The 15,967-nt window shown below is 42.5% G+C and carries 10 protein-coding genes, 2 tRNA genes and 3 rRNA genes; 11 read left to right on the top strand and 4 right to left on the bottom strand.

Annotation, left to right across the window (positions count from 1 at the left end; translation table 11 throughout):
• Positions 1–4: 4 nt before the first annotated feature.
• From ruvA to rrf, 8 genes are all read left to right on the top strand, one after another.
• Positions 5–589, top strand: a complete 585-nt coding sequence (ruvA, locus tag ACX3PZ_RS00965) for a Holliday junction branch migration protein RuvA (protein WP_459084616.1) — start codon at positions 5–7, stop codon at positions 587–589.
• Positions 590–704: 115 nt separating this feature from the next.
• Positions 705–1,082 carry a glycine cleavage system protein GcvH gene (gene gcvH, locus ACX3PZ_RS00960; protein WP_459084615.1) on the top strand — a complete coding sequence of 126 codons (378 nt, stop codon included), beginning with the start codon at positions 705–707 and terminating at the stop codon, positions 1,080–1,082.
• Positions 1,083–1,107: 25 nt separating this feature from the next.
• Positions 1,108–1,443, top strand: coding sequence for a VanZ family protein (locus ACX3PZ_RS00955; RefSeq protein ID WP_459111814.1), 336 nt, complete (start codon positions 1,108–1,110; stop codon positions 1,441–1,443).
• 839 nt (positions 1,444–2,282) lie between these two features.
• Positions 2,283–3,799, top strand: a 16S ribosomal RNA gene (locus ACX3PZ_RS00950).
• A gap of 158 nt (positions 3,800–3,957) precedes the next feature.
• Positions 3,958–4,031, top strand: a tRNA-Ile gene (locus ACX3PZ_RS00945).
• A gap of 13 nt (positions 4,032–4,044) precedes the next feature.
• Positions 4,045–4,118 (top strand) — tRNA-Ala (locus ACX3PZ_RS00940).
• A gap of 162 nt (positions 4,119–4,280) precedes the next feature.
• A 23S ribosomal RNA gene (locus tag ACX3PZ_RS00935) occupies positions 4,281–7,027 on the top strand.
• A 110-nt stretch (positions 7,028–7,137) separates the two neighbouring features.
• A 5S ribosomal RNA gene (gene rrf, locus ACX3PZ_RS00930) occupies positions 7,138–7,245 on the top strand.
• The 16S, 23S and 5S rRNA genes sit together here with 2 tRNA genes alongside, the layout of an rRNA operon.
• Positions 7,246–7,424: 179 nt before the next feature.
• On the opposite strand, the gene ACX3PZ_RS00925 is transcribed toward rrf, so the two are convergent.
• Positions 7,425–9,053 carry an acyl-CoA carboxylase subunit beta gene (locus tag ACX3PZ_RS00925; RefSeq protein WP_459111813.1) on the bottom strand — a complete coding sequence of 543 codons (1,629 nt, stop codon included), beginning with the start codon at positions 9,051–9,053 and terminating at the stop codon, positions 7,425–7,427.
• Between the two features lie 160 nt (positions 9,054–9,213).
• Between ACX3PZ_RS00925 and ACX3PZ_RS00920 the strand changes: the two genes are divergently transcribed.
• Positions 9,214–10,122 (top strand): DMT family transporter, encoded by a 909-nt coding sequence (locus ACX3PZ_RS00920; protein WP_459084413.1) that lies wholly within the window; start codon positions 9,214–9,216, stop codon positions 10,120–10,122.
• A gap of 117 nt (positions 10,123–10,239) precedes the next feature.
• Positions 10,240–11,076 (top strand): hypothetical protein, encoded by an 837-nt coding sequence (locus ACX3PZ_RS00915; protein ID WP_459084414.1) that lies wholly within the window; start codon positions 10,240–10,242, stop codon positions 11,074–11,076.
• An 8-nt stretch (positions 11,077–11,084) separates the two neighbouring features.
• Here ACX3PZ_RS00915 and uvrC read toward each other — a convergent pair whose 3' ends face one another.
• Positions 11,085–12,884 (bottom strand): excinuclease ABC subunit UvrC, encoded by a 1,800-nt coding sequence (gene uvrC / locus ACX3PZ_RS00910; protein WP_459084415.1) that lies wholly within the window; start codon positions 12,882–12,884, stop codon positions 11,085–11,087.
• Between the two features lie 168 nt (positions 12,885–13,052).
• Here uvrC and hutH point away from each other — a divergent pair, with 168 nt between their 5' ends.
• Positions 13,053–14,540, top strand: a complete 1,488-nt coding sequence (hutH, locus tag ACX3PZ_RS00905; RefSeq protein ID WP_459084416.1) for a histidine ammonia-lyase — start codon at positions 13,053–13,055, stop codon at positions 14,538–14,540.
• A gap of 4 nt (positions 14,541–14,544) precedes the next feature.
• On the opposite strand, the gene ygiD is transcribed toward hutH, so the two are convergent.
• Together ygiD and ACX3PZ_RS00895 are read right to left on the bottom strand one after the other, a co-directional pair.
• Entirely contained in the window at positions 14,545–15,378 is an 834-nt protein-coding gene (ygiD, locus tag ACX3PZ_RS00900; protein WP_459111812.1) for a 4,5-DOPA-extradiol-dioxygenase, read from the bottom strand.
• Positions 15,379–15,454: 76 nt separating this feature from the next.
• Entirely contained in the window at positions 15,455–15,964 is a 510-nt protein-coding gene (locus ACX3PZ_RS00895; RefSeq protein ID WP_459084418.1) for a YceI family protein, read from the bottom strand.
• Between the last annotated feature and the right edge of the window lie 3 nt (positions 15,965–15,967).

Genomic DNA, 15,967 nt, shown 5'->3' with positions numbered 1-15,967 from the left:
GAAAATGATTTATTCGCTAAGAGGAAAAGTACAAGAACTCACCCCTACGTCCGTGGTTATGGAACTCTCAGGCGTGGGCTATTATGCTGGAGTAAGTCTTCAAACTTCCAAAGAATTGGCATTAGGAAAGGAGACCTTTCTATTCATTCAGCAAATTATTCGGGAAGATGCCAATCTCTTGTTCGGATTTCATACTCTACAGGAAAAGCAAATGTTCAATCATCTTATAAGCGTATCCGGTGTGGGACCTTCCTCCGCTATAATCATGCTTTCTTCGCTTTCTTTAGCTGAAGTTGCAGCTGCTATTCAATCAGGGAATAGTGCACAGCTGCAAAAGGTGAAAGGGATAGGGGTGAAAACAGCGCAGCGTATCATTGTTGATTTACGTGATAAAGTGGGCCACGTCGATCTGGAAAGTATAGAGGTTGGCAGTATTTCGTCAAGGGCAGCGAAAGATGAGGCATTGTCTGCACTTGAAGTTCTTGGAATTCCAAAAAGAACCTCAGAGAAAATTGCGGATAAGCTATTGAAACAAGAGCCTGAGATGGCGGTTGAGGATCTGGTAAAGCAAATCTTAAAGAGTCTTTAAGACGAAAATAAGTTTACGCCTTATTTGATTTTTTAGCATGCAAAATACATCACTATAATTTGTCGCATATAGATAATTAAAGTAAATTTGAAATCGATAATTAAATACTGGGAAAATGAATACACCATCAGAACTAAAGTACACAAAAGACCACGAGTGGGTTAAAATTGAAGGAAGCGTTGCGACCATCGGGATTACTGACTTCGCCCAAGGAGAACTTGGCGATATCGTATTCGTCGATGTGGATACCTTGGACGATGAACTTTCTGCAGGCGATGTGTTTGGAAGTGTGGAGGCAGTGAAGACTGTATCTGATCTTTTCTTACCTATGTCAGGAACCGTTTCAGAGTTTAACTCTCAATTAGAAGATCAACCTGAACTATTGAATTCTGACCCGTACGGGGACGGATGGATAATTAAGTTAACCATTGCAGACGATGTAGACAAATCTGAACTTCTAACTGCAGAAGAATACCAAGCTACACTTGGATAAGGTTTCAAAATTATTTAGTAAGATATTGCCCATTTATTGGGCATTTCTTACTTATATGCTTTTGCGTCCTGGGGTGGAGAACCCTGTCCAATGGTTTCTGTTCCCGGGAATAGACAAGGTGATTCATATGCTTGTCTTTTCTATGCTTGCTTTCTGTTTTCTTTGCGCCTTCCCAAAAATTAAATCCTTCACCTTTCTTCAGGTAATGATTCTATATGCTCTGCTCACAGAGATTTTGCAAGATGAGATGGGACTAGGGCGTTCACTTGAGTTTTATGATTTAGTCGCAGACTCTGTGGGGGTGTTACTAGGCGCTTTTGTTTTTCAAAAAGTAAAGTCAATTTCTTTTAGACTAAAATAGTCTAAGCTAGGAATGGCAATTTCATTTTAACTCTACTTCCATTTCTAATTCATGAAAGACGGCACACTATAATACTATACTATATAGTAAGCCTTCGCTACTACTTCTAAACGTTTCTATTTTTTATATCCCTTTTCGTACAAAAGGAAATAAATTTCTCTAAACCTTTTGGTTCATTTTAAACTTTCTGCTTTCAAACCTGCACAAATACGAAGTAATTCTGTCTCAAATATGGGTTTAAAACACGCGTTTCACCTTTTGAATCTAGAAAAACATAGCGGTTTGACAGTCTGAAATACATTGTGGATAACTTCGTATAGGCAATAAAGAGTTGGTTGTCAGATCCTTTTAGAGGATGGTTCTCCACATCAAAAAATTGATGACGATTTTACTTGTTTGGCGTGGATTGTTTGACCTATCTTTGCAGTCACTTAACAGTGGAGCAGAAGTTATTTGAATGATGAAAAACAATCTAAAAATTTTATAAAATAAATTTGCAGATATGAAAATAACCCCTATCTTTGCAATCCGAAATCGAAAGAACGTAGGAGCGCAGAAGTAAACGAGAAGGAAGATGTAGAAGGTGATAGAGGTTAGAAGTTTGGTTTTTATTAAGGCCGTAAGGGATTAAGAAAAACTTTTTAAAAAAAAACTTCAAAAACATTTTGTCAGTTAAAAAAAAGTTTATACTTTTGCACTCGCAAATCAGATGAAACGACAGAAGTAGTTTGAGTAGCGAGAGGAATAGAAGATCATTGAAAATACAATAACAACAACCAAGTAAGGAAAAAATATAAAACCAAAGCGAAGTCAAAACTTTGAGTAGGTCAAACAAACATACAATGGAGAGTTTGATCCTGGCTCAGGATGAACGCTAGCGGGAGGCCTAACACATGCAAGCCGAGCGGTAGAATATCTTCGGATATTTGAGAGCGGCGTACGGGTGAGGAACACGTGTGCAACCTGCCTTTATCTGGGAGATAGCCTTTCGAAAGAAAGATTAATATCCCATAATATATTGAATGGCATCATTTAATATTGAAAGCTCCGGCGGATAGAGATGGGCACGCGCAAGATTAGATAGTTGGTGAGGTAACGGCTCACCAAGTCTACGATCTTTAGGGGGCCTGAGAGGGTGATCCCCCACACTGGTACTGAGACACGGACCAGACTCCTACGGGAGGCAGCAGTGAGGAATATTGGACAATGGGTGAAAGCCTGATCCAGCCATCCCGCGTGAAGGATTAAGGTCCTATGGATTGTAAACTTCTTTTATACAGGGATAAACCTCTCCTCGTGAGGAGAGCTGAAGGTACTGTATGAATAAGCACCGGCTAACTCCGTGCCAGCAGCCGCGGTAATACGGAGGGTGCAAGCGTTATCCGGATTTATTGGGTTTAAAGGGTCCGTAGGCGGACCGGTAAGTCAGTGGTGAAATCCTACAGCTCAACTGTAGAACTGCCATTGATACTGTCGGTCTTGAGTGTAGTTGAGGTAGCTGGAATGAGTAGTGTAGCGGTGAAATGCATAGATATTACTCGGAACACCAATTGCGAAGGCAGGTTACCAAGTTACAACTGACGCTGATGGACGAAAGCGTGGGGAGCGAACAGGATTAGATACCCTGGTAGTCCACGCTGTAAACGATGCTAACTCGTTTTTGGATTTTCGGATTCAGAGACCAAGCGAAAGTGATAAGTTAGCCACCTGGGGAGTACGTTCGCAAGAATGAAACTCAAAGGAATTGACGGGGGCCCGCACAAGCGGTGGATTATGTGGTTTAATTCGATGATACGCGAGGAACCTTACCAAGACTTAAATGGGAATTGACAGATTTAGAAATAGATCCTTCTTCGGACAATTTTCAAGGTGCTGCATGGTTGTCGTCAGCTCGTGCCGTGAGGTGTTAGGTTAAGTCCTGCAACGAGCGCAACCCCTGTCACTAGTTGCTAACATTTAGTTGAGGACTCTAGTGAGACTGCCTACGCAAGTAGAGAGGAAGGTGGGGATGACGTCAAATCATCACGGCCCTTACGTCTTGGGCCACACACGTAATACAATGGCCGGTACAGAGGGCAGCTACACTGCGAAGTGATGCGAATCTCGAAAGCCGGTCTCAGTTCGGATTGGAGTCTGCAACTCGACTCTATGAAGCTGGAATCGCTAGTAATCGCGCATCAGCCATGGCGCGGTGAATACGTTCCCGGGCCTTGTACACACCGCCCGTCAAGCCATGGAAGTTTGGGGTACCTGAAGTCGGTGACCGTAATAGGAGCTGCCTAGGGTAAAACAAGTAACTAGGGCTAAGTCGTAACAAGGTAGCCGTACCGGAAGGTGCGGCTGGAACATCTCATTTTAGAGACAGTACGTCAGAAATAATTTTAGAGTACTTACTCAAAAGTTTTCGCTTTGGTTTTTTTTAATTATTTGGTTGTTATTATTTTATTCATAAACCCCTAGGATTAGTATCAGGGAACAGAGAGATTAAGAGGCTTTAGGGCATCTTTATAATGAAGTCTCGTAGCTCAGCTGGTTAGAGCGCTACACTGATAATGTAGAGGTCGGCAGTTCGAGCCTGCCCGAGACTACTAATTTAAGAAGGGGGAATTAGCTCAGCTGGCTAGAGCGCCTGCCTTGCACGCAGGAGGTCAAGGGTTCGACTCCCTTATTCTCCACGGTTTTTGAGACCGAGTTTAAAAGTTACGATTGGAGCCAAAAACAACAATTGTGTACTCGGATACTCAAGAAAGCGAAATAGATCATTGACATTAACGGTAAAGACATCACAAAGAGAAAACCGAGCACTTTTGAGTGCTTTAGGAAACTAAAAAAATAGGAAAGAAATCGTTAAGGGCGTATGGCGGATGCCTAGGCTTTCAGAGGCGAAGAAGGACGTGGTAAGCTGCGAAAAGCTGCGGGGATTGGCACACACGAATTGATCCGCAGATGTCCGAATGGGGCAACCCAATACATTGAAGATGTATTACTGCGTAAGCAGAGCAAACCCGGAGAACTGAAACATCTAAGTACCCGGAGGAAAAGAAATCGAAGAGATTCCGTAAGTAGTGGCGAGCGAACGCGGATTAGCCCAAAAGTTTTTATATGTTTAATAGAACGCTTTGGAAAGAGCGGCCATAGAGGGTGATAGCCCCGTATATGAAAGGCATATTTAAATGATAAATGAGTAAGGCGGGACACGAGAAATCCTGTCTGAATATGGGGGGACCATCCTCCAAGGCTAAATACTCCTGAAAGACCGATAGTGAACAAGTACTGTGAAGGAAAGGTGAAAAGCACTTCGAATAGAAGGGTGAAAGAGAACCTGAAACCGTACGCCTACAAGCGGTCGGAGCTCACAAGTTGAGTGACGGCGTGCCTTTTGCATAATGAGCCTACGAGTTAATTTTACTAGCGAGGTTAAGGACTTAAGGTCCGGAGCCGAAGCGAAAGCGAGTCTGAATAGGGCGCATAGTTAGTAGGATTAGACGCGAAACCTTGTGATCTACCCATGGGCAGGTTGAAGCTTTGGTAACACAAAGTGGAGGACCGAACCGGTTGACGTTGAAAAGTCTTCGGATGACCTGTGGGTAGGGGTGAAAGGCCAATCAAACTGGGAGATAGCTCGTACTCCCCGAAATGCATTTAGGTGCAGCGTTGATTTTAGTTTATTAGAGGTAGAGCTACTGATTGGATGCGGGGGTTTCATCGCCTACCAATTCCTGACAAACTCCGAATGCTAATAAATGATGATCAGCAGTGAGGGCATGGGTGCTAAGGTCCATGTCCGAGAGGGAAAGAACCCGGACCAACAGCTAAGGTCCCCAAATATATGCTAAGTTGAAATAACGCGGTTGGACTGCATTGACAGCTAGGATGTTGGCTTGGAAGCAGCCATTCATTTAAAGAGTGCGTAACAGCTCACTAGTCGAGCGGTCCGGCATGGATAATAATCGGGCATAAGCATATTACCGAAGCTATGGCAGTATTTATACTGGGTAGGGGAGCATTCTATCGGCGTTGAAGCAGTACTGCGAGGTATTGTGGAGCTTATAGAAAAGAAAATGTAGGCATAAGTAACGATAATGCAGGCGAGAAACCTGCACACCGAAAGACTAAGGGTTCCTCAGCCATGCTAATCAGCTGAGGGTTAGTCGGGACCTAACGCGAACCCGAAAGGGGTAGTGGATGGACAATGGGTTAATATTCCCATACTTGCTCACACTAAAAAGGGGACGGAGTGCCGTACCTGCTGGAGACTGACGGAATAGTCAAGGCCTAGCCTTCGGGCGAAGCTGCTGCAGGGAAAGTGCTTCCAAGAAAAGCCGAAGTGAAGCAACCCGTACCAAAACCGACACAGGTAGTCGAGGAGAGAATCCTAAGGTGCTCGAGTGAGTCGTGGCTAAGGAACTAGGCAAAATAGTCTCGTAACTTCGGAAGAAGGGACGCCTCCCTCAGGGGAGGCCTCAGTAAAGAGGCCCAGGCGACTGTTTATCAAAAACACAGGACTCTGCTAAATCGAAAGATGCTGTATAGGGTCTGACACCTGCCCGGTGCTGGAAGGTTAAGGAAGGAAGTTAGCGTAAGCGAAGCTTTTAACTGAAGCCCCAGTAAACGGCGGCCGTAACTATAACGGTCCTAAGGTAGCGAAATTCCTTGTCGGGTAAGTTCCGACCTGCACGAATGGTGTAACGATCTGGGCACTGTCTCAGCCACGAGCTCGGTGAAATTGTAGTATCGGTGAAGATGCCGATTACCCGCAATGGGACGAAAAGACCCTGTGAACCTTTACTATAACTTCGTATTGACTTTGAGTAAGCAATGTGTAGGATAGGTGGGAGACTTTGAAGCTGGCACGCTAGTGTCGGTGGAGTCATTGTTGAAATACCACCCTTTGCTTACTTGGAGCCTAACATCGAAAGATGGACACTGCGTGGTGGGTAGTTTGACTGGGGTGGTCGCCTCCAAAAGAGTAACGGAGGCTTTCAAAGGTACCCTCAGCACGCTTGGTAACCGTGCGTAGAGTGTAATGGCATAAGGGTGCTTGACTGTGAGACCTACAAGTCGATCAGGTGCGAAAGCAGGACATAGTGATCCGGTGGTTCCGTATGGAAGGGCCATCGCTCATAGGATAAAAGGTACTCCGGGGATAACAGGCTAGTCTCCCCCAAGAGCTCACATCGACGGGGAGGTTCGGCACCTCGATGTCGGCTCGTCACATCCTGGGGCTGGAGAAGGTCCCAAGGGTTGGGCTGTTCGCCCATTAAAGTGGCACGCGAGCTGGGTTCAGAACGTCGTGAGACAGTTCGGTCTCTATCTATTGCGGGCGTTAGATGTTTGAGAGGGCTTGAATCTAGTACGAGAGGACCGATTTGAACAAACCTCTGGTGTATCTGTTGTGCCGCCAGGCGCACCGCAGAGTAGCTACGTTTGGTACGGATAAGCACTGAAAGCATATAAGTGCGAAACCTGCCTCAAGATGAGACATCTTTTAAGGGTCGTTGGAGATGACGACGTTGATAGGCTACAGGTGTAAAGCTGGCAACAGCATAGCCGAGTAGTACTAATTACCCGTAGATTTATAGCCTATTTGGTCACTCAAAAGTGCAAGAAAGGTTTTTTCTTTGTGAGCGTTTTTATCGCTTTAATAAGGCTGACTTCATTTATCACATATAAATGGAGACAACCTACAATATTTAGGGTGGTTTTAGCAGAGGGGCTCACCTGTTCCCATTCCGAACACAGAAGTTAAGCCCTCTAGCGCCGATGGTACTGCTAACGCGGGAGAGTAGGTCGCCGCCAGTTTTTTTTTGAATCCTCAATCACATTGTGATTGGGGATTTTTTTATGTCTTTACTTCTCGAATGGAGAAGGCAGATCCCCTTGCAAGCAAGGGATCCAATCCCTAACATCCCATACAAAACAAAAAAAGCATCCGAGATGGGATGCTTTTGTGGGTGAAAGGGTAGATTCTAATCGCTAGGTTAGACTTGAAGCACCCCCATGTTAAAGGATTCTTGTATAGGCGCTCTATTGGCCGCTTCAATTCCCATTGAAATCCACTTTCGTGTATCTTCGGGATTGATGATTGCATCGGTCCAAAGCCTTGCTGCCGCATATGTGGCTTTCGTCTGCTGTTCGTAGCGCTTTGAAATCGATTCTTGAATTTCATTTTGTTTTTCTTCTGTAATTTCGATGCCTTGTTTTTTAAGGGTAGAAGCTTCGATTTGGGCTAAAACTTTCGCAGCCTGGGATCCACCCATGACCGCTAGATCTGCCCATGGCCATGCGACAATAAGTCGAGGATCATAAGCTTTACCACACATGGCATAATTTCCGGCCCCATAAGAGTTTCCTGTAATCACCGTGAATTTTGGCACAACGCTATTGGCTACTGCATTGACCATTTTTGCCCCGTCTTTGATGATTCCTCCATGTTCAGATTTTGATCCGACCATAAAACCTGTGACATCTTGAAGGAAGAGGAGTGGTATTTTACGTTGATTGCAATTCGCGATAAAGCGCGTGGCTTTGTCCGCCGAGTCAGAGTAAATGACTCCTCCAAATTGGGTTTCGCCTTTGCCGTTTTTGACAAGTTTTCTTTGGTTGGCTACAATGCCTACGGCCCAGCCATCAATTCTTGCGGTCGCACAGATAATCGTTTTTCCATAATCAGGTTTGTATTCTAGTAGGGTGTCTTTGTCTGTTAGACAACTTAGAATGTCAAATGTATCGTACTGTTCGGTCCTTAGATTCGGCATGATGCCAAATAGATCGCTTGGATCTCTACTTGGTAATTGAGGTTCAATTCTATTGAAGCCCGCCTTTTGAGATTCGCCAAGAGTCCCCATAATGGTTCGGATTCTGTCTAAGGCATCTTTGTCGTCTTTTGCTTTAAAGTCTGTAACGCCTGAAATTTCACAGTGTGTACTTGCTCCTCCTAAGGTTTCATTGTCAATTGATTCTCCGATAGCGGCTTTGACTAAGTAACTTCCTGCTAGGAAGATAGAGCCAGTTTTATCGACGATCATGGCTTCGTCGCTCATAATAGGAAGATAGGCTCCTCCAGCAACGCAACTTCCCATTACAGCGGAGATTTGAATAATTCCCATGGAACTCATTTTTGCATTGTTGCGAAAAATTCTGCCAAAATGTTCTTTGTCAGGAAAGATTTCATCCTGCATAGGTAAATATACACCTGCGGAATCGACAAGATAAATGATGGGAAGACGATTTTCCATGGCAATTTCTTGTGCTCTTAGATTCTTTTTTCCTGTGATTGGAAACCATGCACCTGCTTTTACCGTCGCATCGTTTGCCACAACTAGGCATTGACGATTTGCGACATATCCCATTACAACTACAACCCCTCCACTGGGGCAGCCGCCACTTTCTTCGTACATCTCAAAGCCTGCAAAGGCTCCAATTTCTATGGATTTTGAATTAGGATCTAAAAGATACTCAATACGTTCACGCGCTGTCATTTTCCCTTCCGCATGTAGTTTTTCAATTCTTTTCTCCCCGCCACCCTTTTTTATATGTGCGTAAAGACGGTTGATTTCTGCAAGTACTAATTTATTTTGATCCTCACGTTTATTGAATTCTAGGTCCATTTTAAAAATTTATTATAGCCTTAAATATAAGACTTTTCATTCAATCGAAAAAAGGCTTACATTTGTTTTCGTTTTCAAAACTTTTGGAACTATTTTGGGGTGAGAATGCGAAGGGAGAACGATTGCATTATTTTCTAATTACATACAGAGGACGTTTTATATGAAGAATTCGGCGCTTTTTCGGTTGCACTTAATTGTGTTTTTGTGGGGGTTTACGGCAATACTTGGAAAGTTGATTCATGCCAATGCGCAAGTGCTAGTTTTTTATCGAATGCTTTTAGCTGCTGTATTTCTCTATGTCTTCTTACGAATTTTTCGTAAGCAAAGTCTTTCCATTTCAAAAAAATTATTCTTTCAATTGGCGGGTGTAGGTACCTTCATGGGTCTGCATTGGCTCTTCTTTTTCTACTCGATTAAAGTATCCAATGTTTCCATTGCCTTAAGTTGTTTATCACTCTCCACTCTTTTTGCTGCTCTACTAGAGCCTCTTGTATTTAAACGAAAGATGGATCTTTCAGAAATTATAATGGGGGTGGTTATTGTAGCATGTATGTATCTTATTTTCAGTACTGAGTTTCAGTACAAAGAGGGAATTTTCTTCGGAATCTTGACTGCGCTCTTTGGAACTATCTTTTCGGTCTTTAATGGAAAGCTGTACGGTAAAACTTCCTCCGGGAATATTATTTTCTATGAAATCCTGTGCGGCTGGGCTGTATTGTCTGTTATTTTTCTATTTACGGGACAGCTTGGTGATATGGGGAATATTTCCACACGTGATTTGATATTAGTTACTATTTTGGCAGGTTTCTTTACAGCCTTTCCTATGTTTGAGTCCATCAAATTAATGAAGTATATTACTCCTTTTACTTTGGTGTTGACTGTGAATTTAGAACCTGTTTATGGGATTATTTTAGCCTATTTCATCTTTGGTGATTCAGAACATATGAGTCCTATCTTTTATGTCGCATCGCTTGTTATGATTTTATCCATAGTTGTAAATGGAATTATTAAGACCCGAAGAACTCTCAAACTGGCTAAGCAAAACGACGGCGAACTTATTGAATCGTAAAGGTGTGGTAAGGGCATCTTGATCTTTTGTACGGGATTTTCAAATGCTGTTTTAAATGAAATGACTTACCCTGAATTCAGTTTTTTTTTCTAAATTTGGATTTAAACCTTTGATGTTATGAAAATTCTTCTTTCTTTAAGTTTTGTATTTCTTAGTTTGCTTCTTGGTGCTCAAAACTTAGCAGACTATAAATACGTGTATGTACCTGTGAAATTCAACGATTTCAAAACAAACAATGCTTATAATTTAAACAAGATTTTACAAAGTAAACTTGAGGATAAGAACTATAGTACATCTCAGGAGGAACCCTCGATTTTGGCATCTCAGATTGGAAACGATCTATGCCAAGTTGTATCTGCAGAGCTTGTCGATACGAGCAATATGTTTAGAAACAAAGTTAGTTTAGTGTTTAAAGATTGCAAGGGCCGAGTCGTAAGCTCATTTAAGGCGGAGTCTCGCATTAAAGAATTCCACAAAGGATTTCAAGATGCGCTTTTGCAAGCCATTGCTCAAGTGCCCGTATCGACAGGAAGTGGCGTGAATATTAAGGCGTCTAGTCCTGCTATGAAGGAGGTGGTAAAGGAAACTCCTAAGCAGGTGATTGTGGAGCAAAAGCAGGTGGCCTCAGCCCCTGCGAAAGCGCAAGAGACTACGAGCACTGAAGTGGTTGAAACTATCCAAACAAAAGTGGAAGCTAGTTCTGGATTCCAAGTATTTACTTGGAAAGGAGTGGACTACACAAAAGTGAATCTTGGAGCTGGCCATTTTATTTTAACCCAGCCAAAAAATACGGCGCCTTTTGCGGACTTTAAAGAGTCTGCTAAAACAGGTATTTACCACGTAACTCTAGGGGATGCCTCTACGGCTATAGGATATAGCGAAGGGGAGAATTTCGTGATTGAGATGCGTGATTCTAAAGGAAATTTTACAAAAGAAGTGTTTGTTGGGAAGTAAGAAACTCCTTAGGATTCATTTGGGTGGAAATGAGTCCAAACAAGGGATGCCTTTTGTTTTCCTATGATCGATTCTAAGGTCTGTTGAGAAGCTTCTTTAACCCGTTTCACCGATTTTAACGACTGAAGTAATTGCAAAGTTGTTTTCTCTCCCACGCCTTTAATTTGATCGAGTTCGGTCAAAATGGTGGAGTTCTTTCGGCGAGCTCGATGGTGTTTCACCCCGAATCGGTGAGATTCATCACGAACACGTTGCAAAACCTTTAGAGTCTCTGATTTCTTATCCAAATACAAAGGCACAGGATCGTGCGGGAAGTAAATTTCTTCAAGTCTTTTTGCAATCCCAATCACGGTGATTTTGTGGCTGATTCCAAGCAGAGAAAGACTTTTCATAGCAGAGGATAGCTGGCCTTTACCTCCATCAATTAAGATCAACTGTGGCAAACTTTGGCCCTCGTCCAAAAGTCGTTTGTAGCGTCTGTAAACTACTTCTTCCATGGTGGCATAATCGTCAGGACCTTCCACGGTTTTAGGATGAAAAATTCGATAGTCCGCTTTGCTGGGCTTTCCGTCTTTGAATACAACACAGGCAGACACTGGATTTGTTCCTTGAATATTTGAGTTGTCAAACCCCTCGATATGACGGGGTTCTTTTGGCATTTTCAGGAGCTTTTGCATCTCGGCCATAATCCGATCGGTATGGCGCTGGGGATCGACAATTTGAACTTGCTTAAGTTTCTCCACCCGGTATTCTTTTGCATTTTTTTCCGAGAGCTCAACAAGTCGTTTTTTATCTCCAACTTTGGGTACAATTAATTTGATGCCCGGAAACTCAACTGCAAGATGAAACGGCAAATAAATTTCTTTGGAATCAGATTTAAATCGTTTGCGAATTTCAATAATTGCCTCTTCTAATATTTCTTCGTCTGGTTCTTCAAGTACTTTTTTGATCTCCGTGGTATAGCTTTGAATAATGTTTCCATTTTTAATTTTAAAATAGTTGACAAAGGCTTCGCTTTGGTCACTAATCATCGCAAAAACATCAACATCATCAATGTGTGGATTGACCACCGTGTGCTTTGCTTGATAGTCTTCAAGTTGCGCAAGACGATCTTTGACCAATTGGGCGCTTTCAAATTCTAGATTTTGCGCAAATCCGATCATCTCTTGCTGGAGGTACTCTTTTGCTTTTCGGAAATCTCCTTTTACGATGCCGCGAATGGCCTCAATCTTGTCATCGTAACTTTCTTTAGACTCAAGACCTTCACAGGGTCCTTTGCAGTTCTTGATGTGGTATTCCAGGCAAACTCGGTATTTCCCTTCTGCAACCTTTTCTGGAGAAAGATTGAGGCTGCATGAACGAATTTGATAGAGATTTTTAATCGTGTCCAATAGGACTTTTGCAGGACGAACCTTGGCGTAAGGTCCATAATACTCGGATCCATCTTTAATGCGATTCCTTGTCAGGAATACTCGAGGGAATGCTTCGTTTTTTATACAAATCCAAGGGTAGGTTTTATCGTCCTTCATTAGGACGTTGTAAATAGGACGATGCTCTTTAATGAGATTGTTTTCTAAAAGTAGCGCATCGTATTCACTCGGAACAATTGTGGTTTCTAAACGGTGAATCTTCCCCACCATAATTTTCGTTCGATATCCGGAAAGAGTCTTGTTGAAATAGGAGAGTACTCTTTTTTTTAAATTCTTCGCTTTGCCCACATACAAGAGTTGGTCGTTTACGTCGTAATATCGGTAAACACCTGGGTCTGTCGGTAGGGTCTTAAGTTGTAATTCTAATGCGCTGTCCACCCTACAAAAGTACTAATTTCAAGTGGATATCCTTCGCTTTGTGGGGAGTAGTATTTCTAGCGGGAGAAAAAGAAGTAGATTTTTGCAAGCCTAGGGATTGCGCTAATTTCATTCCGCTAGGAAGATGCAAGTTTTAAGAAAAGTTGTAAATTAGTCAAAAATTACCCTATGATATACGGAACCGATATCCTTTCCTTAGAGGATGTACTTGCCATTGCAGAGAAACCGAAATTGGCGAAATTAAATAAGGCCGCTAAAGTAAGAATTCTCGCTTCGGAAAAGAATGTGCGAAAAATTGTAGATTCCGATCAAACGGTCTACGGAATAAATACGGGATTTGGTCCATTGTGCGATGTGAAAATATCTGACGAAGAAACAGCTCAACTTCAATATAATTTAATTATTTCCCACGCCGTAGGCGTAGGAAAGCCGATCGATAAAAAATTATCAAAACTGATGATGATTTCGAAGATTCATGCTCTTTCCAAAGGGTATTCGGGGGTGAGTTTGAAGATGATTGAGCGTCTGATTCTTATGGTGGAGAAAGATTTAATTCCCGTAGTGCCAGAACAAGGATCGGTAGGAGCCTCCGGTGATTTGGCTCCTTTGTCTCATATGGTGCTTCCCCTTTTGGGACTCGGCGAAATTTGGGAAAATGGTGTGCCTGTGGACAGTGCAAGAGTTTTAAAGAAGCATAAACTAGAACCTTTGGATTTGGGACCAAAAGAAGGGCTAGGACTTATCAATGGGACCCAGTTCATTCTTGCTCATGCTCTAGTAGGCTTGGAGAATATGGCCTATTTACTAGATCTTGCAGATCTTGCAGCTGCCATGTCACTTGAAGCTTACCGAGGCTCTGCAAGTCCCTTCAAAAAAGAACTTCATGAGATAAGACCTTTTGCAGGAAGTAAAAAAGTAGCGCAAAGAATGGTCAAATTATTGAAAAATTCAGATAACCTTAAGTCCCACGAATTCTGTGATCGAGTGCAAGATCCTTATTCTATGCGTTGCGTACCGCAGGTACATGGTGCTTCTAGAAATGCATTTGAACATTTGAAACAATTGGCTGAAATCGAATTAAATTCTGTTACCGACAATCCGATTGTACTTAGTGCAGAGGAAAGTATTTCAGGTGGAAATTTCCATGGGCAATTGCTTGCCATGCCACTTGATTATGCCACCCTTGCTGCAGCAGAATTAGGGAATATTTCAGACAGACGTTCCTATTTGCTTTTAGAAGGGAAATTTGGACTTCCAAGATTATTAACGGAAAGCTCGGGATTGAATTCAGGGTTTATGATTCCACAGTATACCTCGGCAGCACTTGTGAGTGAAAACAAATCACTTTGTTTCCCAGCTTCAGCAGACAGTATTCCTACCAGCTTAGGTCAGGAGGACCACGTTTCCATGGGAAGTATTTCAGGACGAAAATTCAACCAAGTTCTTGAGAATCTTGTGTCCATATTAGCAGTCGAATTAATGTTCGCAGCGCAAGGACTTGAGTTTAGACGCCCTGCAAAATGTTCAAAAATTGTAGAGAAAAATTACGACCTAATTCGCACGCAAGTGGACAAATTAGAAGACGATCGACTAATAGGTAAGGATATTCTATCCATCGCTACTTTGATTCGAGAAAGAAAATTCGAAGTGAACTAATCGCTTAAAAATTTCCAATTTTAACGCTTGTCATGCTTAAGCTTCCGCCTATGAGCTCGTCGTTAAAAAGAGAAACCGCTTCTTTTTTGCCTTTAAGCCCTAAAGAGTAAATCAGAGGTAAATAATGATCTGGACTTGGCACTGCATATTGAAGGGCGGTGCCTTGTTTTTGATAGGAAATCAGGGGGTCAAAATTCCCATCCAAAATCCATTCGTTTGTTTTTTGATGGGCCTCAATTGCCCAATCCCAACCCGCTCCTACGGTGTTGATGTTTCGCCAATCGATTAGGCGTAAATTATGAACAATGTTGCCACTTCCAATAATCAAAATGCCGCTATTTCTTAATTTGGAGAGTCTTTGGGCTAAATCAAAATGATAGGCTGCATCTTTTGTGTAGTCAATACTCAACTGGATTACAGGGATGTCTGCTTTAGGGTACATGTGACGAAGTACACTCCACGCCCCATGGTCAAGTCCCCAGGATTCGTCTAACTGCACTGAGGCAGGAAGAAGTAGTTCTTTGGTTTGGTCCGCTAAACCGGGACTGCCTTTCGCAGGATATTGAACATCAAATAAAGCTTGTGGAAAACCTCCAAAATCGTGAATGGTTTTGGGTAGTTCCATGGCTGTGACGAATGTTCCCCTTGTGAACCAATGTGCTGAAATGCATAAAATTGCTTTGGGTGTTGGGATTTCACTCGCTACTTGACGAAATCCTTGCACAAATTGATTTTCTTCGATTGCGTTCATTGGGGATCCATGTCCTAGAAAAAGGACGGGCATTTGCTCGGTCGGTTTAAAATCGGAAGCAAGGCGCTCTAGGTCTTGTAAATTCATAAGGCAAGATTTGAAAATGAAAAGAGTTCATCTGTGTGACCACAAGATGAACTCCAAAAACTATACTATGAAAAATTTATGCTTTCACGAACTGAAGTTCTCCTGCGATTTTCACGTCGTCACTAACCATAACGCCTCCTGCTTCTAGGGCAGCGTTCCAGTTAAGACCAAATTCGCTTCGTTTGATTTTTCCATCAAAGGAGAAACCTGCTTTTGTATTTCCCCAAGGGTCTACACCTACTCCTCCAAATTCTACGTCAAGAGTAATAGGTTTTGTAACACCGTTAATGGTTAATTCTCCTGTCACTTCGTCATTCAATTTGTTGGTTTGGAAGGTGATGGTTGGGAATTGTTCTGCGTTGAAGAAATCAGCACTTTTTAAGTGGGTGTCACGGTCTGCACTCTTGGTGTTAACGGAGTCCGTTTTGATTTCTGCTTTTGCATTTACATTTTTAAATTGATCGTCTTCGCTTTCTAGTTCGACGTTAAAATCTGTGAATTGTCCTTTCACGTTTGAAATCATAAGGTGTCTTACTTTAAAAGTGATTTCACTGTGTGCAAGGTCTAAGTTCCATTTTGTTGACATAAT

This window comes from Chryseobacterium sp. A321 (assembly GCF_054489265.1).
This window is presented reverse-complemented; position numbering and strand designations above follow the sequence as displayed.

Coding starts and splice junctions, on each gene's coding strand:
- ruvA (WP_459084616.1), top strand. CDS start 5: ATGATTTATTCGCTAAGAGGAAAAGTACAAGAACTCACCCCTACGTCC.
- gcvH (WP_459084615.1), top strand. CDS start 705: ATGAATACACCATCAGAACTAAAGTACACAAAAGACCACGAGTGGGTT.
- ACX3PZ_RS00925 (WP_459111813.1), bottom strand. CDS start 9,053: ATGGACCTAGAATTCAATAAACGTGAGGATCAAAATAAATTAGTACTT.
- ACX3PZ_RS00920 (WP_459084413.1), top strand. CDS start 9,214: ATGAAGAATTCGGCGCTTTTTCGGTTGCACTTAATTGTGTTTTTGTGG.
- ACX3PZ_RS00915 (WP_459084414.1), top strand. CDS start 10,240: ATGAAAATTCTTCTTTCTTTAAGTTTTGTATTTCTTAGTTTGCTTCTT.
- hutH (WP_459084416.1), top strand. CDS start 13,053: ATGATATACGGAACCGATATCCTTTCCTTAGAGGATGTACTTGCCATT.
- ygiD (WP_459111812.1), bottom strand. CDS start 15,378: ATGAATTTACAAGACCTAGAGCGCCTTGCTTCCGATTTTAAACCGACC.
- ACX3PZ_RS00895 (WP_459084418.1), bottom strand. CDS start 15,964: ATGTCAACAAAATGGAACTTAGACCTTGCACACAGTGAAATCACTTTT.